Annotated in this window: 22 protein-coding genes; 15 read left to right on the top strand and 7 right to left on the bottom strand. The window is 59.7% G+C overall.

The window, feature by feature from the left end; all coding sequences use genetic code 11:
• Positions 1-51: 51 nt before the first annotated feature.
• The 5 genes from ACQ4LH_RS02625 to ACQ4LH_RS02605 all read left to right on the top strand — a co-directional run bounded on the left by ACQ4LH_RS02625 (position 52) and on the right by ACQ4LH_RS02605 (position 3173).
• A complete protein-coding gene (locus ACQ4LH_RS02625) occupies positions 52-1131 on the top strand; it encodes a patatin-like phospholipase family protein (RefSeq protein WP_430695798.1) in 1080 nt (359 codons plus the stop codon).
• 54 nt (positions 1132-1185) lie between these two features.
• Positions 1186-2025, top strand: a complete 840-nt coding sequence (locus ACQ4LH_RS02620; RefSeq protein WP_430695797.1) for a hypothetical protein — start codon at positions 1186-1188, stop codon at positions 2023-2025.
• A 189-nt stretch (positions 2026-2214) separates the two neighbouring features.
• On the top strand, positions 2215-2484 hold the full coding sequence (locus ACQ4LH_RS02615) for a hypothetical protein (RefSeq protein WP_430695796.1): 270 nt from the start codon (positions 2215-2217) through the stop codon (positions 2482-2484).
• A gap of 206 nt (positions 2485-2690) precedes the next feature.
• Positions 2691-2918, top strand: a complete 228-nt coding sequence (locus ACQ4LH_RS02610; RefSeq protein WP_430695795.1) for a DUF1272 domain-containing protein — start codon at positions 2691-2693, stop codon at positions 2916-2918.
• A gap of 39 nt (positions 2919-2957) precedes the next feature.
• On the top strand, positions 2958-3173 hold the full coding sequence (locus ACQ4LH_RS02605) for a DUF2970 domain-containing protein (protein ID WP_430695794.1): 216 nt from the start codon (positions 2958-2960) through the stop codon (positions 3171-3173).
• A gap of 1 nt (position 3174) precedes the next feature.
• On the opposite strand, the gene ACQ4LH_RS02600 is transcribed toward ACQ4LH_RS02605, so the two are convergent.
• Positions 3175-4284, bottom strand: a complete 1110-nt coding sequence (locus ACQ4LH_RS02600; protein ID WP_430695793.1) for an ABC transporter substrate-binding protein — start codon at positions 4282-4284, stop codon at positions 3175-3177.
• A gap of 148 nt (positions 4285-4432) precedes the next feature.
• On the opposite strand from ACQ4LH_RS02600, the gene pnuC reads away from it, so the two are divergent.
• A complete protein-coding gene (gene pnuC / locus ACQ4LH_RS02595) occupies positions 4433-4999 on the top strand; it encodes a nicotinamide riboside transporter PnuC (RefSeq protein ID WP_430695792.1) in 567 nt (188 codons plus the stop codon).
• A gap of 10 nt (positions 5000-5009) precedes the next feature.
• Positions 5010-5561 (top strand): AAA family ATPase, encoded by a 552-nt coding sequence (locus ACQ4LH_RS02590; RefSeq protein ID WP_430695791.1) that lies wholly within the window; start codon positions 5010-5012, stop codon positions 5559-5561.
• Here the strand turns inward: ACQ4LH_RS02590 and ACQ4LH_RS02585 are convergent.
• Together ACQ4LH_RS02585 and ACQ4LH_RS02580 are read right to left on the bottom strand one after the other, a co-directional pair.
• Complete coding sequence (locus tag ACQ4LH_RS02585) at positions 5529-5996, bottom strand: DUF3429 domain-containing protein (protein ID WP_430695790.1); 468 nt, start codon at positions 5994-5996, stop codon at positions 5529-5531. The genes ACQ4LH_RS02590 and ACQ4LH_RS02585 overlap by 33 nt on opposite strands.
• Before the next feature lie 25 nt (positions 5997-6021).
• Positions 6022-6159, bottom strand: coding sequence for a hypothetical protein (locus ACQ4LH_RS02580; RefSeq protein ID WP_430695789.1), 138 nt, complete (start codon positions 6157-6159; stop codon positions 6022-6024).
• Here ACQ4LH_RS02580 and ACQ4LH_RS02575 point away from each other — a divergent pair.
• The 4 genes from ACQ4LH_RS02575 (at position 6158) to ACQ4LH_RS02560 (ending at position 10265) form a co-directional block, all read left to right on the top strand.
• The gene (locus ACQ4LH_RS02575) at positions 6158-8032 is read left to right on the top strand and encodes a di-heme-cytochrome C peroxidase (protein WP_430695788.1); all 1875 of its coding nucleotides are present in this window, start codon (positions 6158-6160) and stop codon (positions 8030-8032) included. The genes ACQ4LH_RS02580 and ACQ4LH_RS02575 overlap by 2 nt on opposite strands.
• Positions 8033-8085: 53 nt before the next feature.
• Entirely contained in the window at positions 8086-9219 is a 1134-nt protein-coding gene (locus tag ACQ4LH_RS02570; RefSeq protein WP_430695787.1) for a catalase family protein, read from the top strand.
• 105 nt (positions 9220-9324) lie between these two features.
• The gene (queD, locus tag ACQ4LH_RS02565) at positions 9325-9681 is read left to right on the top strand and encodes a 6-carboxytetrahydropterin synthase QueD (protein ID WP_090241991.1); all 357 of its coding nucleotides are present in this window, start codon (positions 9325-9327) and stop codon (positions 9679-9681) included.
• 275 nt (positions 9682-9956) lie between these two features.
• A complete protein-coding gene (locus tag ACQ4LH_RS02560) occupies positions 9957-10265 on the top strand; it encodes a TRL-like family protein (protein ID WP_430695786.1) in 309 nt (102 codons plus the stop codon).
• 53 nt (positions 10266-10318) lie between these two features.
• On the opposite strand, the gene ligA is transcribed toward ACQ4LH_RS02560, so the two are convergent.
• The 4 genes from ligA to ACQ4LH_RS02540 form a co-directional block, all read right to left on the bottom strand.
• A complete protein-coding gene (ligA, locus tag ACQ4LH_RS02555) occupies positions 10319-12688 on the bottom strand; it encodes an NAD-dependent DNA ligase LigA (RefSeq protein WP_430695785.1) in 2370 nt (789 codons plus the stop codon).
• Positions 12689-12749: 61 nt separating this feature from the next.
• Complete coding sequence (gene zipA / locus ACQ4LH_RS02550; protein WP_430695784.1) at positions 12750-13574, bottom strand: cell division protein ZipA; 825 nt, start codon at positions 13572-13574, stop codon at positions 12750-12752.
• A 182-nt stretch (positions 13575-13756) separates the two neighbouring features.
• A complete protein-coding gene (gene smc / locus ACQ4LH_RS02545; RefSeq protein WP_430695783.1) occupies positions 13757-17245 on the bottom strand; it encodes a chromosome segregation protein SMC in 3489 nt (1162 codons plus the stop codon).
• A gap of 12 nt (positions 17246-17257) precedes the next feature.
• A complete protein-coding gene (locus ACQ4LH_RS02540; protein WP_257778376.1) occupies positions 17258-17917 on the bottom strand; it encodes a GntR family transcriptional regulator in 660 nt (219 codons plus the stop codon).
• 237 nt (positions 17918-18154) lie between these two features.
• On the opposite strand from ACQ4LH_RS02540, the gene ACQ4LH_RS02535 reads away from it, so the two are divergent.
• From ACQ4LH_RS02535 to xdhC, 4 genes are all read left to right on the top strand, one after another.
• On the top strand, positions 18155-19294 hold the full coding sequence (locus tag ACQ4LH_RS02535; RefSeq protein ID WP_430695782.1) for an alkane 1-monooxygenase: 1140 nt from the start codon (positions 18155-18157) through the stop codon (positions 19292-19294).
• Between the two features lie 304 nt (positions 19295-19598).
• Entirely contained in the window at positions 19599-21038 is a 1440-nt protein-coding gene (gene xdhA, locus ACQ4LH_RS02530) for a xanthine dehydrogenase small subunit (RefSeq protein WP_430695781.1), read from the top strand.
• A complete protein-coding gene (gene xdhB / locus ACQ4LH_RS02525; protein WP_430695780.1) occupies positions 21031-23427 on the top strand; it encodes a xanthine dehydrogenase molybdopterin binding subunit in 2397 nt (798 codons plus the stop codon). Before xdhA ends, xdhB begins: the two co-directional genes overlap by 8 nt.
• Positions 23428-23610: 183 nt before the next feature.
• Complete coding sequence (xdhC, locus tag ACQ4LH_RS02520) at positions 23611-24447, top strand: xanthine dehydrogenase accessory protein XdhC (RefSeq protein ID WP_430695779.1); 837 nt, start codon at positions 23611-23613, stop codon at positions 24445-24447.
• Position 24448 lies beyond the last annotated feature (1 nt).

The raw sequence follows: 24448 nt of genomic DNA, 5'->3' as shown, positions 1-24448 counted from the left end.
GCCTGGCCATTCAGCGCTCTATAATCGCTGCCTTGCGCGATGGAGGCCAGCATGAGTGCGATATTAATCAAGTCCCCAGCCCTGACAATTAAAGCCGGCAAACGCGCCCTCGCCCGTATTCGCGAGCACGGCTTGCAGCCAGCCGACGTCGGCATTCTGCCGGGCGCGGCAGGCGGCCCGAAGGCTCTGGGGATTCAGGGGCTGGATCTGGCGCTGTTTGGTGACTGGCTGCAACGTGCGCCCCGCGAGCGTTCGCTGATTGGGGCGTCCATCGGTTCCTGGCGTTTCGCCAGCGCCTGTTTGCCGGATGCGGCAGCGGGCCTGCGTCGCCTTGGTGAGCTGTATACCTCGCAGCGCTTTGCCAAAGGCGTGAGCATGGCGCAGGTGTCGAGCAGCTGCAGCCTGATGCTCGACCAGTTACTGGGCAACGACGCCGCCAGCATCCTCAACAACCCGCATTACCGCTTGAATATCGTCGTGGTAAAAAGCCATGGCCTGCTGCAGCACGACCATCGCGGCGCACTCGGCCTGGGCCTGTCTTCGGTAATTGGCAGCAACCTGCTCGGCCGTCCACGTCTGGCCAAGCACTTCGAGCGGGTGATTCTGCACGATGCCCGCCTGGCGCCGCCGCTGGGCGCACTTAGCGATTTTCCGTCGCGCTACCTGCAACTCGACAGCGGCAATCTGCGCCATGCGTTGCTGGCCTCAGGCTCGATCCCGATGGTCATGCAGGGGGTGCGCGATATTCCCGGTGCTGGCCCTGGCACCTACCGCGATGGCGGCCTGCTCGACTATCACCTTGATCTGCCATACAGCGGCGAAGATATCGTGCTCTACCCGCACTTCACCGATAAGGTCATCCCCGGCTGGTTCGACAAAGGCATGCCCTGGCGCCATGGCGACGCTGGGCGTCTGCAGGATGTATTGCTGCTGGCACCGTCGCGTGACTACCTAGCGCGCTTGCCCCATGGCAAACTCCCCGACCGCAAGGACTTCAGCCGTTACCTGGGCGATGATGCCGGCCGCGAACGCTATTGGCGCACGGCCATGAGCGAGAGCCAGCGGCTTGGCGACGAGTTTCTTGAACTGGTCGAAAACGGCCGCCTAGGCGAGCGCCTGCAAGCACTTTGATAACCCGTGGCGCGAAGTACTTTCGCCACGTAGACATGACCAGGGATGGGCAGAATGAAACTCGCAGTCGCCATTATCCACGGCATCGGCACGCAACCCGACCTGCGTGACGACGAAGGCCAGCACGCCTTCGCCCAGAACCTGATCGCCGGGTTGCGCCAACGTCTCGGCGCTGAGGTCGACCAGGTGGCCTTTCAGACCCTGCACTGGGCCAGCGTGCTGGACAAGCGGCAACTGGCGTTTCTCGACAAGCTGCGCGACCAGCCGGTGCGCTGGCGCTGGTTGCGCCGTATCGTCACGCTGTTTTTTGGCGATGCCAGCGGTTACCGTAAAGTCAGTGAGGCCTACGACACCACCTATGAAGAAGTCCATCAGTGCCTGCGCAGCGGCCTCAACGCACTGCGCGCCAAGGTCGATGCCGACACCCCGCTGGTAGTGCTGGCGCACTCACTGGGCGGGCATATCTTCTCCAATTTCGTCTGGGATCAGCAGCGCATCAACAAAGCCGAAAGTTGTCCGCTGGATCCCTTTCTGGCCCTGGAAACCCTCAGTGGGCTGGTCACATTCGGCTGCAATATCCCGCTGTTTACCTTTGCCTATGACACCGTCGTGCCCATCCGCTTCCCCGGCCACTGCCTGACCGAGGCGGTGACCGAACAGGCGCGCTGGCTCAACCTCTATGCCCCCGCCGACCCGCTGGGTTATCCGTTGCGGCCGCTGCCCAGTTACGCCGCCGTGGTCGCCGAGGATCGCGCCATGGCGGTAGGCCCCTGGTACAAGCGGCATACGCCGTTGAGCCACTTGGGCTATTGGGACGACCGGGGCTTTCACCGCTATGTCGCCGGCTATTTGCGCCAGTTACTGGCTGTCTGCAAGGGCCGTGAAAGCGCCTAAAGCCCGCACTCCTCGCGCTGTTTCTCGGCTTACGCCATTAAAACTGTGATTTATCGGACAATTTCTTGCATTTCTTCGACAACATGTGACTTAACAGTCAGCTTCGCTCATCAACACTTATGACTGGCAAGCGTGAGTTCACCGTTTGCCCCTTTGTGTATTTGGGATCACCTCGGAGAAACCGACCCCATGAACGCACCGCTGCGTTTTAACGAAGCCCTGCTGATTGCCGACCGCGCCTTTCAACCTTTCCAATGCGTCGCCTGGGCCCCGCAAGATGGCACTGGCAACCTCAGCCTGAGTGTGATCGACCGTACCAGCACCCGCCTGCTCGGCCGTACTCAACTGTCCAGCAACATCTACAGCGACCCGGTGCAATTTGCCGACGTGCTCAAGCAGTCCCGTGAGCAGCTCAGTCAGCAAGGTTTCACCCTGGAGCCATGGAGCATGCCCGAGTAATCGGCTGCTGCAACAAGGGCTCTGAGCTGCCAATCGGCCCCTCTTCCTATCAGAGCCCTTAACTCCCTCTGCGCCGCACTGTTTTACGCGTCTCTTCGCTTACGAGTTTGCCCACAACCCTTGCAGTTCTTTTGACGGCCGAGCTTTGCTGTGCACGCGTATTAGCGCTTATGCTCAGCAAACGAATGATTCGTGAGGAGTCTGCCATGCTGCAATTGCGCCCAAACTGTGAAAGCTGTGACTGTGATCTGCCAGCAGACTCAACCGATGCTTTGATCTGCTCATTCGAATGTACGTTCTGCCGCGAGTGCGCCGAGAACACCCTCCAGGGCACCTGCCCAAACTGTTCGGGTGAGCTGGTGCAGCGGCCACGTCGGCCTGCCGCCAAGCTCGTGAAGTACCCAGCATCCACTGAGCGCGTCAATAAAGCCTAATACTTAGCAAAGCCAGTCAAAGCAACGCAGGAGGTACCTATGAGCGAAGAGGAAAACAAACCGCTGACGCTATGGGAAATGCTGCAAAGCGTGCTGAGCGCAGCGCTCGGTGTGCAGAGCGGGAAGAACCGCAGCCGCGACTTTTCCCGCGGCAAGCCCAGTCACTTCATCATTCTCGGCGTGTTGTTCACGGCCGTGTTTGTGCTGGTGATCTTCAGTATCGTCAAGCTGGTGCTGCATTTGGCAGGTGTCTGACTCACTGCAACAGCGGTTTGATGGAGAATCCGTAGTCCTTGATCTGCGGGTGGTGCACCGCGCTGAACTGGCGGAAATCCAGGCCATAGCCTGGCACCTTGAGGCGTTGCTGTAAGTGCGCAGCCTGCTTGGCATCCAGCAGGCTGAACAGTTGGTCGACCCGATCCTTGCCGCCACGCGCGGCAAAATCCAACCCCGCATGGTAGTCGTGCAGCATCACCATGGCCCAGCCGCCCAGGGTGAAATGCCCGCCGACCAGTACATCAATTTTGCCGTCGATACGGGCCTGCAGCACCTCATCCGAATTGTTCAGCGCCGACAGGTAAATATCCTTACCGGGCTGTTTACCCAACTCCTGCGCGGCCTGCATCACCCCAAAGGCCATTTCATCATTGGCCGACCACACCAGCTGCACTTCAGGATGGCGTGGCAGCATCAACTGTGCTTGTTCATAGGCGCGCTGACGCTTCCACTCCCCCTGCAACATTTGCTGCAGCTTGATCTCCGGGTGCTCGCGCAAAGCGCGGCGCAAGCCATCTTCGCGCAGAGCGGAGGATGGTGTGTAACGCACACCGGCAAAGGCCAGCAGGCTACCGGGCTTGCCCTCCAGCTTGGCGATCAGGGCCTTGGCCATCCAGTAACCAGCTTGTTCGTCATTGGGGATCAGGCTGCCAACCCAGTTGCGGTAATGCCCACGCGAACCACCCACCATCTGCTTTTGCTCAGGCGTAAGGGTGCTGTGCAGGGAAAACAGCTTGATCGGGCTGTTGGCAAACAGCCTGAGCAATTCCGGCGCGGTATACATTTCGTTGACGAATACCAGGTAGTCCGGCTGCTTGTCGCGGGCTAACACGCCACGGGCTTTTTCCAACAGCTGCGGCGGATTGCGTTCGCCGTAGATAACCTGCAAATGCATGCCCAGATCATCGGCTGCCGCTTGCATAAATGCGCTGTAGCCAACCCAGAATGGCTCATCGGAAAAGCCCGGGTTGAGAAACACCACAGACGCCGGCGCCTTGCCTGCCGCACGGGAGCCTTCAGCAGCCTGGGCGACTTGGGCAAAAGCCAATACGCAGATTGCGCCAATAACAGTTAAAACGGATCTGAACACGCCATGCCTCCTGAGGTGGCGCAGATTATATCGGCAAAGCCATGGCAATTAGCCATCCAGCCGACATGCGCGCCCGTGCAGCCAAGACGCCGCACAACGCAATCGCTACAATCGCCAACCATTCTCGCCCCTCGCTCACCGGTGTTTTATGTCGCCTCTGGAAATCATCGCTTCAGCCCTTGGTGTATGGGCCGTCTGGCTGACCGTGCGGCAGAACCGCTGGTGCTGGCCGCTGGGGTTGGTCATGGTGCTGATGTACGCCTGGATCTTCTATGACGGCAAGTTGTACTCAAACATGCTGCTGCAAGGCGTTTACGCCGTGCTGCAAGGCTACGGCTGGTGGCAATGGACACGCGGCGGCGGCAGCCATACCGGCGTGCAGGTCAGTCGGCTTAGCCACCAAGGCATATTGATCAGCTTAGCCATCGGTGCCGTTGGCGCAGTTATTCTCGGTTATCTGATGGCCACCTTCACCGACGCTGCCGCGCCTTGGCAGGATGCGGCGCTGAGTGCCTTCAGCCTGGTCGCCCAGGTGTGGATGGCACAGAAACGGGTTGAGTGCTGGCCGCTGTGGATCGTCCTTGACCTGCTCTTCGTGGCGCTGTTTCTGCAACAGGGCCTGTACCCGACTGCGGCGCTCTATGGGCTGTTTACCTTGCTGGCGGTCAACGGCTGGCTGACCTGGCGCCGCGATCGCGCCCTGATCAACGCATGAAGGTCCAGGCATGAAGGTACTGGTGCTCACCGGGCCTGAGTCCAGCGGCAAAAGCTGGCTGGCCGGGCAGATCCAAGCTGCGTTTGGCGGGCAGCTGGTCGGCGAATATGTGCGGCATTTTATCGAGCGTGAGCAGCGTGACACCTGCTACGCCGATATCAGCGCCATCGCCCAGGGCCAATTGGACTGGGAAGACCAGGCCAGAGAGGCGCGGCCCGAGTTGCTGATTCTCGACACCCACCTGCTGAGCAATATGCTCTGGAGCCAGGAGCTGTTTGGCGACTGCCCTGCGTGGATCGAACAGGCCCTGCTCGAACGTGATTACCACCTACACCTGTTGCTCAATCCCGCCGATGTACCCTGGGTCGACGATGGCCAGCGCTGCCAGCCGGAATTGGCCCAGCGCATGGCGTTCTACCAGCAGTGCGAGCACTGGCTACGGCTCCACCAACAGCCGCTGCAGTGCATTCAGGGCGACTGGGCGCAGCGACGTGAACAGACGCTGGAGGCGGTGGCGCGCTGGCTCAGTTCAGCGCAGCAGCAGACTGGCCCAGGCCAGTAGCAGGCTCAAGCAAACAATAATGGTCAACGGCCGCCGCAGGCTGGGATACCACTGCGGGGCCAGACCCAGCTTCACTGCCCGCAGATCGGCCGCATACAAAGCGCCAAACGCCAGCAAACACAAAGGCAGAGACAGGCTGATCGGCATGCCGCTGCTAATGGCCAGCCAGCCCAGCAATGGCGGCACCACCGATAGCCCCAGCTGTATCTGCGCAGGCTCGCTGGCATCCTCTGCGCGCATGGCCAAGCCCCAGTGAATCGCTCCCATAAAGGCCAGGATGACCGCTGCGTAATCCAGCAAGGCCGTTAAAACCACCACTCGCCAGCCCTCTGGCGTGACCCAGATGCCCAATGCCCCGGTGACGAAAGGCACCAGGCCGGCATAGCCCAGCAGCAACGCCAATTTCGGCGGCTGCGGCGCGTCAAATGGATGCATGCACTCACTCCTGTTGATTAATCCGTCATAAAACGCACTGTAAAGCCATCTTCTGCCCTAAAAGAAGACTATTTCCTAGATTTTGCGGTAATGGCCGCTTGCCATCGGCTGCGGCAATTGGCATAAAAACAACAAATAAAAAACGCCACAAGGAAGTATCCATGCGCATCCTCCGTCGGGCCCTGTATGGGCTTCTTTTGTTGCTGACTGTGGGGCTGCTAGTCGCCCTGTATTTCATCGCCAACCCCAACCTGCCGGTCTATCAACAGCCCGACAAGCTGCACTACTTAGATCAGTGGTCGGCAGAAGAACGCCAGACCTACTACTACACCCCTCAGGGCACCCAGGTTAAAGGCCTGCGTTATGAATGGTTCAACGCCCTGGAGCTACCGTTCAGCAGCAGCAAATTCGCCACCCCAGATTACCTTGCGCGTTTCGGCTTCCTCGTCGATCCCGTCCAACAGCCCACGCAGCTGAATCCCGGCAACCTGCCAGTGGGTTTTGCCCGGCATGCCGATGCCGAGAGCGGCGAGCATTACCTGGATATCAGCTGCGCCGCTTGCCACACCGGCGAGCTGCGCTACAAAGGCCAGGCTGTACGCATCGACGGCGGCGCCGCGCTGCATTCGCTGGCCTCCACCGTACCCACGGTACGCGGTGGCAGCTTTGGCCAGGCGCTCGGCATGAGCATGGCCTTCACCTATTACAACCCACTGAAATTCCGCCGCTTCGCCCAGCAGGTGCTCGGTGATGAATACGCCAGCCATAAGGCGCAGCTGCGCCGCGACTTCAAAGTGGTGCTCGATCGCCTGCTGGGCACGGCATTCAATGATTGGCACCGCGGCCTCTACCCAACCGAGGAAGGTTTTGGCCGTACCGATGCCTTCGGCCGGATTGCCAACAGCGTATTTGGTGATGCCATCGACCCGAGCAACTATCGAGTCGCCAATGCGCCAGTGAGCTATCCGCAGGTCTGGGATATCTGGAAATTCGACTGGGTGCAGTGGAACGGTTCGGCCATGCAGCCTATGGCCCGCAACGTTGGCGAGGCCCTGGGTGTCGGCGCCACCCTGCGCCTGCTGAATACCGACGGCCATCCAGTTGCCGAAGCCGAGCGCTACGCCTCCAGCGTACGCCTGCGTGACCTGTTCACCCTGGAAGAAACCCTCAAGCAACTGCAACCGCCAACCTGGCCAGAAGAAGTCTTCGGCAAGGTCGATCTGCCGCTGGCCAGCCGTGGTCGCGCGCTGTTTGCAGAAAACTGCGCCTACTGCCATGCGCCTGATCCGAAGAAACCGGATGAGCGTTTTGCGCCGGCCCGCGATCCCGAATGGCGTATGCGCGTGGTACCGACCTCCATCGTCGGCACCGACCCGACCACCGCGGACAATATCGCCGACCACCGCTTCGATATCAGCAAACTGGGCTGGACCAAGGCCGAGCTGAGCAAGCTGGATGTGCGCCTGTTTGGCGCCACGCTGGACGATATCGACATGCGCAGCATCTCCAGCGCCAAGGCCCTGGCCTATGTCACCGCCTATGTGGAAAACCGCGCCTATCAGGATGCCGGCATTTCCGAGCGCGAACGCTGGCGCATGGACGGTTTCGGCCTGCCGATTGGCGTGCAGGAAAAACGCGGCTACAAGGCGCGTCCGCTGGATGGCATCTGGGCCACCCCACCGTTCCTGCATAACGGGTCGGTGCCAACCCTGTTCCAGCTGCTGTCGCCGGTATCGGAGCGGCAAACCCAGTTCTGGGTGGGCAACTTCGAGTTCAACCCGAAACAGATTGGCTACAACAGCGAAAAATTCACCGGCGGTTTCCACTTCGATACTCAGGTCACCGGTAACAGCAATCGCGGCCATGAATTCCGCGCAGGCTGCCGTGAAGACGGCGTGATCGGTCGCGCCCTGCAACCGGAAGAACGCTGGGCGCTGATCGAATACCTCAAGGTCTTGGGCAACCCGGCTCTGGAACAGCAGCTACAACCTGTTGCCGCCAAAGAGTGGACGCCCGGCCCGTCTTGCCAGAACTGAACTGCACGCTGCCTGTAATCGCACACTGAGAATAATTAAAAGGAATTGACTCCATGTTTAAACGATTCTGGCTCTGGCTCGGCCGCGTACTTGGCAAACTGCTGGTGCTTGTACTGGCCATCGGTATCGGCGGCTGGGCCATCGGTGCGGCCTATTACGGCTGGAAGTTCTCCGGCCCTGTATCCACTGAAGAGCAGATCCCGGCCGATGAAGCCGCGCTGACCCAAGGCATCATCGAAGATGCCATTCGCGTGGTCGAACAGCACCGCGACAATACCCGCGTGCTGCGCGATGCCCACGCCAAGGCCCATGGCTGCATGAAAGCCGAAGTCACCGTCAGCGCCGATATCGATAGCAGCCTGCAACGCGGCGTACTCAGCGAGCCGGGGAAAACCTGGCAAGCCTGGATGCGCCTGTCCAACGGCAATGCCTACCCGCAGTTCGACCGAGCCCGCGATGCACGCGGCATGGCGATCAAACTGCTGGATGTGCCGGGTGAAAAACTAACGCAAAGCCCGCAGCACGCCAGCGAGCAGGACTTTGTGATGTTCAATCACCCAGCCTTTTTCGTGCGCGACGTGGCCCAGTACAAAAGCAACTTCGCCGCCCAGGCCGACGGTAAAAAGGCCATGGCCTTTTTCACCAGCTGGAACCCCAACAGCTGGGAAATCCGCCACCTGATCATCGCCCTGAAGACCCTCTCCCCAGCGCCGGAAACCCCGCTGGCGACCACCTACAACTCCATCGCGCCATTCAAACTGGGTGAGCACAACATCAAATACCGGGTCATTCCTCAGCCAGAGGCCTGCCCCGAGTATCAGGTGCCTGAACAGAACCGCGACCTGCCGAACTTCCTGCGTAATGCGCTGTACCAGCAGCTGTCGCTGGACCGTGTACCCGCCTGTTTTGCCCTGCAGGTACAGCGGCAGAACGCCGAGTACTACATGCCCATCGAAGACCCCAGCGTTGAATGGAGTGAGACCATCTCGCCGTTCGAAACAGTCGCCACCATCAAGGTGCCGGCGCAGGATTTTGATAGCCGCGAGCAGAACCTGTTCTGCGACAACCTGTCCTTCAACCCCTGGCATGCACTGCCCGAACACCGTCCGATTGGCGGTATCAACCGTCTGAGAAAGGCGGTTTACGAGGCCGTCAGCATCTATCGGTTGGAGCGCAATCAGCCATAAAACTGTATCCAATCCTCCGTGCTACTCGGTTAACAGCCTTTGAGCTGGTAATATTCGCGCCTTGCTAAACGCGCTGTTAGCCGCATACCACCTGAGAGAAAGACCGTGGAATTGTTCAAAGAGTTTATGTTCGAGGCCGCGCACCGCCTGCCTCACGTCCCGGAAGGCCACAAATGCGGGCGCCTGCACGGCCATTCCTTCAAGGTGGCGGTGTATATCGAAGGTGAAGTTGACCCTTATACCGGCTGGATTCGCGACTTCTCCGAGATCAAGGCGATCTTCAAGCCGCTCTACGAGCAGCTCGACCACAACTACCTGAACGATATTCCTGGCCTGGAAAACCCCACCAGTGAAGTGCTGGCCAAGTGGATTTGGCAGCAACTCAAGCCGCTGTTGCCTGAACTGTCGCGCATCCGCATCCACGAAACCTGCACCAGTGGTTGCGAATACCGCGGCGACTGATCACTCCTTGCCTGGCGCTGATCGAAGCGCCAGGCAACCTCCCCCTAGATCCACATCACTGAATATCGCCACGTTCTCTATTGGGCTGCCGAATCAATAGCGTGCAGCGCGAGAACAATTGCCGGTGGAAAAGCCACAGAAAGATTTCATAAATTTGAAACCGGTTTGAAAAAAAGCAGGCGACCTTGTTATTAGCCAGGCACTGCTTTAGGGTGCCCGGGCGCTTTACCTGGATGGGTAAAGCTTCTTACGGATAAGCGAAAAGGAATCACGATATGTTGAAGAAAATTGCTCTGGCTGCCGGCCTGGTTACCCTGCTCAGCGGTTGCGCCACTGGCCTGTCGCCAGTCAGCGTTGGTCTGATCACCGACGTCAAAGGCCCGATCACTGCCACTACCGCTTCCGGTAGCAAAACCGGCACTGCTTGCGCCACCACCATCATCGGTCTGATCAACAAAGGCGACGCTTCCATTGCTGCCGCCAAGGCCAATGGCAACATCGACACCATCGCTACCGCTGATTACCACACCAAAGGCTTCTACCCGTTCTTCGGCGAAACCTGCGTCAACGTAACCGGTAACTAAGTTGTCGAACTGCCCCCGAGCTTCGTTTGGGGGCAGTGCATAACCTGCACAATCTAGAGGCCAAAGCCCGCCAGGGCTGACAAGAACTGCGCCTCGTCAATCACCCGCACACCCAGCTCACTGGCTTTTGCCAGCTTCGAGCCCGCCCCCGGCCCCGCCACCACACAGCTGGTTTTCGCCGACACCGAACCCGCCACCTTGGCCCCCAGGCTCTCCAGTTTTTCCTTGGCTGCGTCGCGGCTCATCACTTCCAGCGTGCCTGTCAGTACCCAGGTCTGCCCAGCCAGCGGCAAGCCTTCGATAACTTTCTTCTCGCTCAGCCAGTGCATGCCAAAGGCCTTTAGCTGAGCTTCGATGGCGCGCGCGCGCTCGGCATTGGCAGCAACCTCGAAAAACTCGCGCACCGCATTAGCCTGTTTCTCAGGCAGGGTCTGGCGCATATCCAACCAGTCAGCCGCCAGTACGCCTTCCAGACTGCCAAACTTATCCGCCAGCTTCTGCGCGCCACCGGGGCCTACAGACGGGATATTCAGCTTGTCGAGCATTCCCGCCAGTGTGGCGCTGGCGCTGAACTCGGCACTCAGCTCGCCTTGCTCCTGCAATTGCAGCCCGCACTGATCACTGGCCAGCAAAGCCGTGATCACCTGCTGGTTATGGCTGTCGGCAAAGAAACTGTGGATTTCATGCGCCACCTCCAGGCCGATATCCGGCAGGTAGGTCAGCACTTCTGGCAAGGCCTGCTGCACGCGCTCCAGAGATGCCAGCGAACGAGCCAGCACCTTGGCGGTTTCCTCGCCCACATCGGGTATGCCGAGGGCGTAGATAAAGCGCGCCAGGCTGGGTTGCTTGCTGTCGTCAATGGCCTGCAGCAGCTTGTTGCAGGAAACCTCGGCAAAGCCTTCCAGGTTGATGATCTGCTCATAGGTCAGCTTATACAGATCGGCCGGCGAGGCGATCAGCTGCTCATCAACCAGTTGCTCGATGGTTTTATCGCCCAGGCCTTCAATATCCATGGCGCGGCGCGAAACGAAGTGGATGATCGCCTGCTTGAGCTGCGCAGCGCATGCCAGGCGGCCGACACAGCGGTACACCGAGCCTTCACTGAAAGTTTCCTTGCCCTTGCTGCGCTTGACCAGCTGGGTACGCTCAACGTGGGAGCCGCACACCGGGCAACTTTCGGGAATTTGCACAGGCCTGGCATCCAGTGGACGCCGCTCAGGAACCACCTGAACGACCTGCGGAATCACATCACCGGCACGGCGGATAATTACCGTATCGCCAATCATCACCCCCAGACGCGCCACTTCATCCATATTGTGCAGCGTGGCATTGGACACTGTAACGCCCGCCACTTTGACCGGTTTCAAGCGTGCTACCGGGGTAACCGCGCCGGTACGGCCGACCTGAAATTCCACATCCAGCAACTCGGTCAGCTCTTCCATCGCCGGGAATTTGTGGGCAATCGCCCAGCGCGGTTCGCGGGCGCGAAAGCCCAGCTCACGCTGATAGGCCAAGCTGTTGACCTTGAACACCACGCCGTCGATTTCATAAGCCAGCGACTCGCGGCGCTCACCGATGCTGCGGTAGTAGGCCAGGCATTCATCTGCGCCCTTAGCCAATTTCAACTCACGGCTGATCGGCATACCCCATTGCTTCAGGGCCTCAAGAATACCGATATGGGTTTGCGGCAGCTCGCCCTGTACCTGGCCGATGCCGTAGCAGCAGAACTCCAGCGGACGGCTGGCGGTAATTTTCGAATCCAGCTGGCGCAGGCTGCCCGCAGCAGCATTGCGCGGATTGGCGAAGGTCTTACCGCCCTGCTCCAGCTGCCGAGCATTCAGCGCCTCGAAACCGGCCTTGGACATAAAGACTTCGCCACGCACTTCCAACACGGACGGCCAGCCCTCGCCCTGCAGCTTTAACGGCACATTGCGGATGGTGCGCACGTTGACGCTGATGTCCTCACCGGTACTACCGTCGCCGCGAGTGGCACCGCGAACCAGCACGCCATCGCGGTACAACAGGCTAACGGCCAGGCCATCAAGCTTGGGTTCGCAGCTGTACTCAACCTCGGCCCCGCCACCAAACAGATCACCCGCTGGCAGGTCCAGCCCATCACGCACCCGGCGATCGAAATCCAGCAGGTCGGTTTCTTCGAAGGCATTGCCCAGACTGAGCATCGGCACTTCATGCTTGACCTCACCAAAGGCCGAGAGCGCTAGGCTGCCGACACGTTGGGTCGGTGAATCGGCCGTGACCAGCTCTGGGTGTTCGACTTCCAGGGCTTTGAGCTCATGAAACAGGCGGTCGTACTCGGCGTCCGGAATACTTGGCTCGTCGAGTACGTGATAGCGATAGTTGTGCCCGTCCAGTTCGGCACGCAGTTGCACAATGCGCTGGGCAGCAGTCGAGGCGTCGGTCATTGCGGTGTTCTCTCAAACGAAAAGAGCAGCCTTGGCTGCTCTTTGTATTTCATAGGTTAAATCAGCGCTTATTGGTCAGTTGCTTGCGCTCATATTCCACGATGCGCTGGCGATAATGCTCGATAGTTTGCGCAGTCATCACGCTACGCTGGTCATCCTTCAACTCGCCATTGAGTTCATGGGCCAGTTTGCGCGCGGCAGCCACCATCACATCAAAAGCCTGCTTGGGATGACGCGGGCCAGGCAGACCGAGGAAGAAACTCACAGCACGGGTGCTGAAGCCTTCGATATCATCGAGATCAAAGGTGCCAGGCTTCAATGCATTGGCCATGGAGAACAGCACTTCACCATTACCCGCCATGCTTTCATGGCGATGGAAAATATCCATCTCGCCAAAACGCAGGCCGCTTTCCAGAATATTCTGCAGCAACGCCGGGCCTTTGAAGCCATCGGCATCGCGGGCGATCACATTGATCACCAGCACTTCTTCAACCGGCGGCAACTCCTTGCTGCTTTCTTTGGCCTGACTGGCGGGTTTAACCACCTCGTCATCCACCGGGTTAAGCAGCGTCGGCACGGGTTCTTCCAGACCCAGATTAAGGTCACCCTGCTGCGGCTCGCCGCTACGGCGACGATTCAACTCGCGGGCACTCAACGACGGCAGGTCTTCTTCATCAAAGGCAGGTTCATTGCTGCGGTCGATAACCCGTGGCGGGCTTAGCAGATCAGGATCGCTGTCATCATCGGGAAGATTGGAAAAACTGCGGTCAAGTTTAAACTTCAGTTTGCCCTTGCCACCGCGCATCCGCCGCCAACCATCAAACAGGATGCCGGCAATCACAATAATGCCGATGACTATCAGCCACTCGCGCAGACCGAATTCCATGAAATACCTTAACCCCTAATAAAAATGTGATGAAAAGGGCCTTCCTGGCCCATTTTGCTAATTCTTTTACGTGACGCCAAGCCTATGTTCTGTCAGGCCTTTCCCTGCTTTATAACGTCACGTCTAATAACAATGCGCATTAAGCTAGCACGACGAAAGATAACTTTACACCGCCTCGCGCATCATGATTCCACCAGTGCCAGCGCTTCTTCCACATCCACGGCCACCAATCGCGAACAACCGGGCTCATGCATGGTCACGCCCATCAACTGATCGGCCATTTCCATGGCGATTTTATTGTGGGTGATATAGATAAATTGCACCGTTTCTGACATCTCTTTTACCAGCCGCGCATAACGCCCGACGTTGGCGTCGTCCAGCGGTGCATCCACCTCATCAAGCATGCAGAACGGCGCCGGATTGAGTTTGAAGATGGCAAAAACCAAGGCCAATGCGGTCAGCGCCTTTTCCCCGCCGGACAACAAATGAATGGTGCTGTTCTTCTTGCCAGGCGGACGAGCCATGATGGTTACGCCGGTATCCAGCAAATCTTCACCGGTCAGCTCCAGATAGGCGTTGCCGCCACCGAAGACTTTCGGGAATAGCGCCTGCAGGCCGCCGTTGATCTGATCGAAAGTCTCCTTGAAGCGATTGCGAGTTTCCTTGTCGATCTTGCGAATGACGTTTTCCAGGGTATCCAGCGCTTCAACCAAGTCGGCGTTCTGCGCATCCAGGTAACGCTTACGCTCGGATTGCTGCTGGTATTCGTCGATGGCGGCCAGGTTGATCGGGCCCAGCCGTTGAATACGGGCAGCCAGGCGCTCCAGCTCTTCTTCCCAGGCCTTCTCATTGGCCTCTTTCGGCAAGCTGGCGAGCACGCCGTGCAGATCGTAATTGTCTTCCAGCAACTGATCCTGCAACGCCTTGCGCCGCACGGTCAGCGATTGCCAGTCCATACGTTGCTGTTCCAGCTGGCTACGCAGCAACTGCGCCTGCTGCTCGGCCTGGGTGCGGCGTTTTTCCGCATCGCGCAGCTCGCGGTCGGCATCTTCCAGAGCTAGGCGCGCCAGCTTGAGCTCGTCTTCCACCGCCATGCGTTTGTCGAGCTGCTCTTCGAGCTTCATCCGCAGCTCTTCCAGCGGCGCTTCACCCTCCTCCAGATTGAGGTTGAGCTGCTCACGCTTCTCGTGCAGACGCTCGGCCTGCAACTCCAGGCGTTCCAGGGCCTGGCGGGTGGAATCATGCTGGGCTTTCAGCGAACCCAGGCGCACCGCCAATTGGTGGGCGTGATCCTTGTGCTGACGGGCTTCCTGACGCACGCGATCGAGGCGTTCGCGCAGGCTGTCGCGGCGGGCCAGCAGACTTTCGCGCTGCTCGTTATCGGTCGCCATGGCATCCAGGGCGTCCTGCAGTTGCAGGCGCGATTCACCCAGTTGCTCATGTTCGATTTCACGCTGTTCGCCCAGCTCTAGCAACTCGCTGTCCAGGCGAGTACGACGCAAAATCAGCTGCTCGACCTTGGCTTGCCCAGCAGACAGCTGAGCCTTCAACTCACCGAGACGTCGGGCAAGGTCCTGCGCCTGGCGGCGCTGCTGCTCACGCTGTTCTTCCTGGGCGCGCTGGTTTTCGCGAAAATGCGTCAAACGCTCATCCAGCACAGCTAGCGCGGCTTCGCGCTCATCGCGTTCCAGGCTTAACCGTTCAATCTCCTGACCACGGGCCAGTAAGCCGCTTTCCGCTTCACTGGCGCGGCGCACGCGCAGAAAATGCCGGCCGACCCAGTAGCCATCACGGCTGATCAGGCTTTCGCCTTCGGCCAGGCTCAGGCGTGCGGCCAGCGCTTCATCCAGGCTCTGCACCGGCTTGACCTTAGCCAACCAGGGAGCCAGATCGACGTTAGCCTCGACTTTATCCAGCAGACTACCGGCAACCCGCGCGCCGCCCTTGTTTGGGTTGGCCAGGCGCAGGTCGCCCTGAGTAAGCCCGGCAAAATTCAGCCCTTGGAAATCATCCAGCAGCACGGCCTGCAGATCGGCGCCCAGCACGGTTTCTACCGCCAGTTCCCAGCCTGCCTCAACGCGCAGGCCTTCAGCCAGTCGCGGGCGTTCACTCAGTTGTTGGTCGCGCAGCCATTCACCGGCACCTTTGCCTGGGTCCAGCGCCGCTTGCTGCAAAGCTTCCAAAGAAGCCAAGCGGCCATTCAGGCGCTGCAATTCACCTTGCGCCTGTTGCTGGGCCTGACCGCTGTGCTGCAGATCATTACGCAGCTGCTGCAGGCGTTCGGCCTGCTGTTCTTCTTCCAGCTGCAGGTCTTCAAGGCTGATTTCGCCGGCGGCGATCTGCTCGCTCAGTTCGATAATCGCCGCATCTTCCGGGTCGGCCGCCAGTTGCTGCAGCTCATCGGTGAGGCGGCGCTGACGTTCAGCCAGGCGCTCCAGGCTTTGTTCCAGCTGGGCGATGCGTGACTGCTGCACTTCGGCCTGGCGCCGTGGCTCGGCGCTGCTTTGGTTGAAGCTGTCCCACTGTTCCTGCCAGCCATGCATGGCTGTTTCGGATTCTTCCAAGCCGGCGGCGGACTCTTCAGCCGCGGCTGCAGTCAGCTCCTGCTCGGGTTCGAGCATGGCCAGCTCTTCGCCCAGAGTCGCCAGCAGCGTGCGGTCGTGGCCCAGGTGCGATTCGGTTTCCAGGCGCGCGCGCTCGGCTTCGTTAAGGTCATCCTGCAACTGGCGCAAACGCTGCTGACCGTGCTGGATGCTCTGCTCGATACGCGCGATATCGCCGCCCACCGAGTAGAAACGGCCCTGCACCAGGTTGAAACGCTCGCTCAGCTCGTGATGCCCATCGCGCAGACGTTCGATGCTCGCATCAGCATTGCGCTGCTCGGCCACCAGGGCTTCGAAGCTGACTTCCTGGTTGCTGATCACTGCTTCGCGGCTACCCACCTGCTCGTTCAGCGCCTGCCAGCGCAAGGCAGTGAGCTGGGCTTTGAGCTGACGCTCCTCGGCCTTGTATTCCTGATACTTCTCCGCCGACTGGGCCTGGCGGTGCAAGCGGTCGAGCTGACGTTCCAGCTCTTCACGCAGGTCGGTCAGGCGCGCCAGGTTTTCATGGGTACGGCGGATGCGGTTCTCGGTCTCGCGGCGGCGCTCCTTGTACTTGGAGATGCCGGCGGCTTCCTCGATAAAGTTACGCAGGTCTTCCGGCTTGGCTTCGATCAGTTTGCTGATCATGCCCTGCTCGATAATCGAGTAGCTGCGCGGCCCCAGACCAGTACCAAGGAAGATGTCAGTAATGTCGCGACGCCGGCACTTGGTGCCGTTAAGGAAATAGGTGTTCTGGCTGTCGCGGGTGACCCGGCGGCGGATCGAGATTTCGTTGTAGCCGGCGTATTCACCGGTCAGGGTGCCGTCGGAGTTGTCGAAAATCAGTTCGATGGAGGCCTGGGTCACCGGTTTACGGGTATTCGAGCCGTTGAAGATGACGTCGGTCATCGACTCGCCACGCAGGTTCTTCGCCGAGCTTTCGCCCATCACCCAGCGCACGGCGTCGATGATGTTCGACTTGCCGCAGCCGTTAGGCCCGACCACTGCCGCCATATTACTGGGGAAGGTCACCGTGGTCGGGTCAACAAAGGACTTGAAACCGGCCAGTTTGATGCACTTGAGCCGCATAGACAGCCTTCCTTAAGCGTCGGCCAGTGCGGCCAGCACCAGCTGGCAATTGTGCTCACCGTAACCCAGCAATACCTCGCGGATGGCCTGGTGGTCGCGGGCGATGATCGCCTGCAGCAAGGCGGCAAAGGTATTGAGGAACTGGCCCATTTCGCCTTTGCGCCGCTCCAGTGCCAAGTGATAGGTACGGCTGATGGCCGGCAGCAGGTTCTCCACGGTTTCCTGCAGGTAAGGATTATTGGAGAACGGGAAGGCGGCACGCATGATATCGAAGCTGCTTTCGACAAAGCCGTTGATATCTTCGCGCTGCAGGCTGTCCTGCAGGCGCTGTTGTATCACCAGGAACGGCCCGAGATCAGCCTCGACCTGCCAGCTATCCGCCACCGCCTTGCCCAGCAGGATGTACAGCTCCATGACAAGTGCGTACAGGCTCTTGACGTTATGCGGCGTCAGTTCAGCCACCTGCGCTCCGCGGCGCGGCGGGATCACGATCAGGTGACGACGCTCAAGAATCAGCAGCGCTTCACGCACTGAACCCCGGCTGACATTCAGCGCCTGGGTGACTTTCTGTTCCTGAATCCGCTCACGCGCCTTCAACTCACCACGAATGATGCGTTCCGCAAGGTGATGGGCGATCTGCTCAGCGAGGCTATCCGGTGCCTTGAACGTCATGATGATCCTTAGGCTCTATCTGACCTAATTGGGGGGCTTAAAGCGGCTAAACCCGCGCCAGGCTTGGCCTGAGCGGTCGAGCGCCGGCGCGAGTGTAACACAGGGTGTTACCGGGCCAAGGCCATCCGCGGCCTGCTTTCAAACCAAAAGGTGGGCTGCCAGGGGATGGGCAGCAATATGGATTGTCCTACAATCCAACCAACACCCTACTCCAACAATAATAAGTACGGAGCCACCATGTTCGAACGCCTGCCCTCCAACTGGATGCTTGTGATTAAAAGCATCGGCTACTGGTTCTGGTTGATCCCTGTATTGGGGATCCCACTGAGCTATTACTGGTCATTAAATAGCCAATACGCCAACACCTGGCCCTGGTTGGTGGTGCTGGTGGTGTTTGGGGTGATTCCGTTGCTGGATTTCATCATCGGCCGTGATCCGGCCAACCCCGACGAAGCGTTGCAAGTGCCGCAAATGGAGCAGCAGGGTTACTACCGCCTGCTTAGCCTGATAACCGTGCCGGCTTTGCTTGGCATGCTCGGCTGGGCTGGCTGGGTATTCGTCAACCATGAGGCCTGGAGCTGGGTTGGTCAGCTGGGCTGGGTGCTGTCTGTCGGCACCGTGACTGGCGCCATCGGCATCACCGTAGCCCATGAGTTTATCCATAAGGACCCGCAGCTGGAGCAGAACGCTGGCGGCTTGCTGCTGGCAGCCGTGTGCTACGGCGGTTTCAAGATTGAGCATGTGCGCGGTCACCATGTACACGTATCGACCCCGGAAGACGCCAGCTCTTCGCGCTACGGTCAGAGCTTGTACGCCTTCCTGCCGCACGCCTATGTGCACAACTTCCTCAATGCTTGGAAGCTTGAAGCGGAACGGCTGAAGCGCAAAAACCTGCCAGCGCTGCACTGGCGCAATGAGCTGATTGGCTGGTATGCGATCAGTGCGCTGTTTCTCCTCGGTTTCAGCCTGGCCTTCGGCTGGCTCGGCGCGCTGTTCTTTATCGCGCAGTCGGTGGTCGCCTTCACCCTGCTGGAAATCGTCAACTACGTGGAACATTACGGCCTTCATCGCCGCAAGCTGGAGAATGGCCGCTATGAGCGCACCAATCCGACGCATTCATGGAACAGCAACTTCCTCCTGACCAACCTGTTTCTCTTCCATCTGCAGCGCCATTCTGACCACCACGCCTATGCCAAACGCCGCTACCAGGTGCTGCGCCATTTCGAGGACAGCCCGCAATTGCCCAACGGCTATGCCGGGATGATCGTTCTGGCGCTGTTTCCGCCGCTGTGGCGCGCGGTGATGGATCCTCGGGTACGTGCTTATTACGCCGGTGAAGAGCATCAACTGACCGACTCGCAGCTAACCCACTCCTAAGCGCAGTCGCGCAACAAAAAACGCCAAGGGCCCTCACCCTTGGCGTTTTTTATGCCCTGCACTTTTTCTGCAACACCTTGCTTGGCATAAAAGCGGCTAGCGTTTAACCGAGCCACAGGGCTTTTCGCGCTCATAACTGAATCGTATGACAATCGCCTGACCAAAGAGTCAAATATTTGTTGACCCTAAAGTCAGAAAACTCTAGATTCGCCTCATGCCAAGCCGTGTGGAAACGCTGCGCAGTCGTGCTCAGTCGTTTCAGCAGAGCCTGATACGAGAACAATAAAGTGCCTGGAGGTCGTCCTTGATCCAGTTTTTACTCAACCGGGAGCTGCGTACTGAGCATGCCCTGGACCCAAACGTCACCGTGCTCAATTACCTGCGTGAGCATCTCGGTAAATCCGGAACCAAAGAAGGCTGCGCTTCTGGCGATTGTGGTGCCTGCACCGTGGTAGTTGGTGAGCTGGACGGTGAGCGCGTGCGTTATCGCACCCTCAACTCCTGCCTGACCTTCGTTTCCTCCTTGCACGGCAAACAGCTGATCACGGTTGAAGACCTCAAGCACCAGGGCCAACTGCACAGCGTGCAACAGGCCATGGTCGACTGCCACGGTTCGCAATGCGGCTTCTGCACCCCTGGTTTTGTCATGTCGCTGTTCGCCCTGCAGAAAAACAGCAGCGGCTTCGACAAGGCCGACACCATGGAAGCGCTGGCCGGCAACCTCTGCCGCTGCACCGGTTACCGCCCGATTATCGATGCCGCCGAGCAGGCCTGCTGCCAGAAGCAGCCGGACCAATTCGACGCTGCCGAAGCGCAAACCGTCGCGCAACTTAAATCTATCGCGCCGCAAGACACCGCAGAGCTCAACAGCGGCGACAAACGCTGCCTGTTGCCGCTGACTGTTGCTGACCTGGCCGATATCTACGCTGCCAACCCGGAGGCACGCCTGCTCGCTGGCGGCACCGACCTGGCGCTGGAAGTCACCCAGTTCCACCGCGAGCTGCCGGTGATGATCTACGTTGGCCATATCGAAGCGATGAAACGCGTCGAAGTGACTGAGAACAGCATCGAAATCGGCGCCGCCACCGCGTTGTCCGATTGCTATGCAGCGCTGGCCCACGACTACCCGGACTTCGGCGAGCTGCTACACCGCTTCGCCTCGCTGCAAATCCGTAACCAAGGCACCCTGGGCGGCAATATCGGCAACGCCTCCCCTATCGGCGATGCCCCGCCGCTGCTGATCGCCCTTGGCGCACAGATCGTCCTGCGTAAAGGCAACACCAGCCGCACCCTGCCGATCGAAGACTACTTCCTCGACTACAAGGTGACAGCGCGCCAGGAAGCCGAATTTATCGAGAAGATCATCGTGCCGCGCCATCAGGCCAGCCAGGCGTTCCGCGCCTACAAGGTGTCCAAGCGCCTGGACGATGACATCTCCGCTGTCTGCGCCGCCTTCAACCTGGTGGTCGAAGATGGCGTGGTGCAAAGCGCGCGTATCGCCTTTGGCGGCATGGCGGCCATCCCGAAACGCGCCGCTGCCTGTGAAGCCGCGCTGCAAGGCTCGGCCTGGTATCCGGGTGTGATCGAACGCGCCTGCGCCGCGCTGGCCGAGGACTTCACCCCGCTCAGCGATTTCCGCGCCAGCAAGGAATACCGCCTGCTCACTGCACAGAATCTGCTGCGTAAATTCTTCCTCGAGCTGCAAGCTCCCGAAGTCGAAACCCGGGTGACCGCCTATGTCTAACCACATCCAGCACAAAACCCAGGCCGAACTGGCCGAACTGTTCCGCGCCGACATCACCACCGGCGTCGGCAAGAGCGTCAAACATGAAAGCGCGGACAAACACGTCTCCGGCGAAGCCGTCTACGTCGACGACCGCCTGGAGTTCCCTAATCAGCTGCACGTCTATGCCCGTATGAGCGACCGCGCCCATGCGCGCATCGTCAGCATCGACACCGCACCCTGCTACGCCATTCCTGGTGTGGCCATTGCGATTACCAGCAAGGATGTACCCGGTCAGTTGGATATTGGCCCGGTGGTTGCCGGTGACCCGCTACTGGCGGATGGCAAGGTCGAATACGTTGGCCAGGTGGTGATCGCCGTAGGCGCCGACAGCCTGGAAACCGCCCGTAAGGCGGCCATGGCCGCGATCATCGAATACGAAGACCTAGAGCCGGTACTCGACGTGGTCGATGCGCTGCGCAAGAAGCATTTCGTCCTCGACAGCCATCAACACAAGATCGGCAACTCCGCCGCCGAATTGGCCAGCGCACCGCGCCGCCTGCAAGGCAGCCTGCATATCGGCGGCCAGGAACATTTCTACCTGGAAACCCAGATTTCCTCGGTCATGCCGAGCGAAGACGGCGGCATGATCGTCTACACCTCGACGCAGAACGCCACCGAAGTGCAGAAGCTGGTGGCCGAAGTGCTCGGCGTGCCGATGCACAAGATCGTCATCGACATGCGCCGCATGGGTGGCGGTTTCGGCGGCAAGGAAACCCAGGCCGCTGGCCCGGCGTGCCTCTGCGCCGTGATCGCGCACCTCACCGGCCGGCCGACCAAGATGCGCCTGCCGCGCGTTGAAGATATGCAGATGACCGGCAAACGTCATCCGTTCTACGTCGAGTACGACGTTGGCTTCGATGACAACGGCCTGCTGCATGGCATCGAGATTGAACTCGCCGGCAACTGCGGCTACTCGCCGGACCTGTCCGGCTCCATCGTCGACCGCGCGATGTTCCACTCAGACAATGCCTACTTCCTCGGCAACGCCACCATCAATGGCCACCGCTGCAAGACCAACACTGCGTCGAACACCGCCTACCGCGGCTTCGGCGGCCCGCAAGGCATGGTCGCCATCGAAGAGATCATGGATGCGGTCGCCCGCAGCCTGGGTAAAGACCCGCTGGAAGTGCGCAAGACCAACTACTACGGCAAGACCGAGCGCAACGTCACCCACTATCACCAGACCGTCGAGCACAACGTTATCCACGAGATGACCGCCGAGCTGGAAGAAAGCAGTGAGTACAGCAAGCGCCGCGAAGAAATCCGCGCCTTCAATGCCAAGAGCCCGGTACTGAAGAAAGGCCTGGCGCTGACCCCGGTGAAATTCGGCATCAGCTTTACCGCCACCTTCCTCAACCAGGCTGGTGCGCTGATTCATATCTACACCGACGGTTCGATTCACCTGAACCACGGCGGCACCGAGATGGGCCAGGGTTTGAACACCAAGGTCGCGCAGATCGTCGCCGAAGTGCTGCAGGTGGATATCTCGCGTATTCAGATCACTGCGACCAACACCGACAAAGTGCCAAACACCTCGCCGACTGCCGCCTCCAGCGGTGCCGACCTCAACGGCAAAGCTGCACAGAATTCTGCTGAAACGCTCAAGCAGCGTCTGGTTGATTTTCTGGTGCGCGAATACAAGGTCACCCCGGAAGACGTCGAGTTCCGTAACAGCCAGGTGCGCGTGCGCGACCTGTTCCTGAGTTTCGAGGAAGTGATCCAAAAGGCCTACTTCGGCCAGGTATCGCTCTCCAGCACCGGTTTCTACCGCACACCGAAGATTTTCTATGACCGTGACAAGGCTGCCGGCCGTCCCTTCTACTACTTCGCCTACGGCGCCGCCTGCTCGGAAGTGATCGTCGATACCCTGACCGGTGAGTACAAGATGCTGCGCACCGACATCCTGCACGACGTCGGCGCATCGCTGAACCCGGCCATCGACATCGGCCAGGTCGAAGGCGCCTTCGTTCAGGGCATGGGTTGGCTGACCATGGAAGAGCTGGTGTGGAACGGTAAAGGCAAGCTGATGACCAACGGCCCGGCCAGCTACAAGATCCCCGCCATCGCCGATATGCCGCTGGACCTGCGCGTGAATCTGGTGGAAAACCGCAAGAACCCGGAAGACACCGTGTTCCACTCCAAGGCCGTCGGTGAGCCGCCATTTATGCTCGGCATCGCCGTGTGGTGTGCGATCAAGGACGCCGTGGCCAGCCTGGCTGACTACCGCGTACAACCGAACATCGACGCCCCGGCAACTCCTGAGCGCGTGCTCTGGGGTGTGGAACAGATGAAAAAACTCCAGCAACCCGCCAAGTCGGCAGCCACCGTAGAAGCGCAACCGGCGTAACGCAATCCGCCTGGGTGGCCATCCACCCAGGCGCTGCATAAACAGGTGTACAACAATGACAAAACACACCGAAACGAAACCGCAAACACCGCGACCGATTCCAGTACCGATACTGGACCCGTCGCCCAGCAACTGGCGCTTACCGCGCCCCGGACAACTGCCACCTACCTGGAGGCTGAGCAAATGAGCTGGATCAGCGCCCTCGCCGAACTGCAGCAGCAAGGTCAGCCTTGCGTGCTGGTGACCATCATCGAAGAACGCGGCTCAACCCCGCGCAATGCGGGCTCGAAAATGGTGGTCACCGCTGACCGCATCTTCGAGACCATCGGTGGCGGTCATCTGGAATTTAAGGCGATGGAGCTGGCCCGCGAAATGCTCACCTCACGCAGCCAGGACACCCGCCTGGAGCGTTTCAGCCTGGGGGCCAGCCTCGGCCAATGCTGCGGCGGCGCCACCGTGCTGCTGTTCGAACCCATGGGTCAGCCGCAAGCGCAGATCGCCGTATTCGGTGCCGGCCATGTCGGCCGCGCCCTGGTGCCACTGCTCGCCAGCCTGCCGTGCAAGGTGCGCTGGATTGATTCGCGGGACAACGAGTTTCCTGAACAGATTCCGGCTGGGGTCGAGAAAGTGGTGAATGACGAGGTGATCGACGAGATCGAGCGCATGCCCGCCGGCAGCTACTTTATCGTCATGACCCACAACCACCAGCTCGACCTGGAGCTGACTGCGCAAATCCTCAAACGCAATGACTTCACCTATTACGGCCTGATTGGCTCGCAGACCAAACGCGCCAAATTCGAACACCGCCTGCGTGATCGCGGCTTCGACCCAGCCGTGGTCGCACGCATGCGTTGCCCCATGGGCCTGGCCGAGGTCAAAGGCAAACTGCCGGTAGAAATTGCCGTATCCATCGCCGGCGAAGTGATCGCCACCTATAACGCCGCCTTTGGCCAAGAGAGCAAAAAGGGCCAGCCCAGCGTTGCCAAACTGTTGCCCAATTCGCGCCGCGCCCAACCGTAGT

The sequence above is a fragment of the Pseudomonas peli genome (genome assembly GCF_050563605.1).
GTDB lineage: Bacteria > Pseudomonadota > Gammaproteobacteria > Pseudomonadales > Pseudomonadaceae > Aquipseudomonas > Aquipseudomonas peli_A.
The sequence above is the reverse complement of the archived record's forward strand: the minus strand, read 5'-3'. Positions and strand labels throughout refer to the sequence as shown.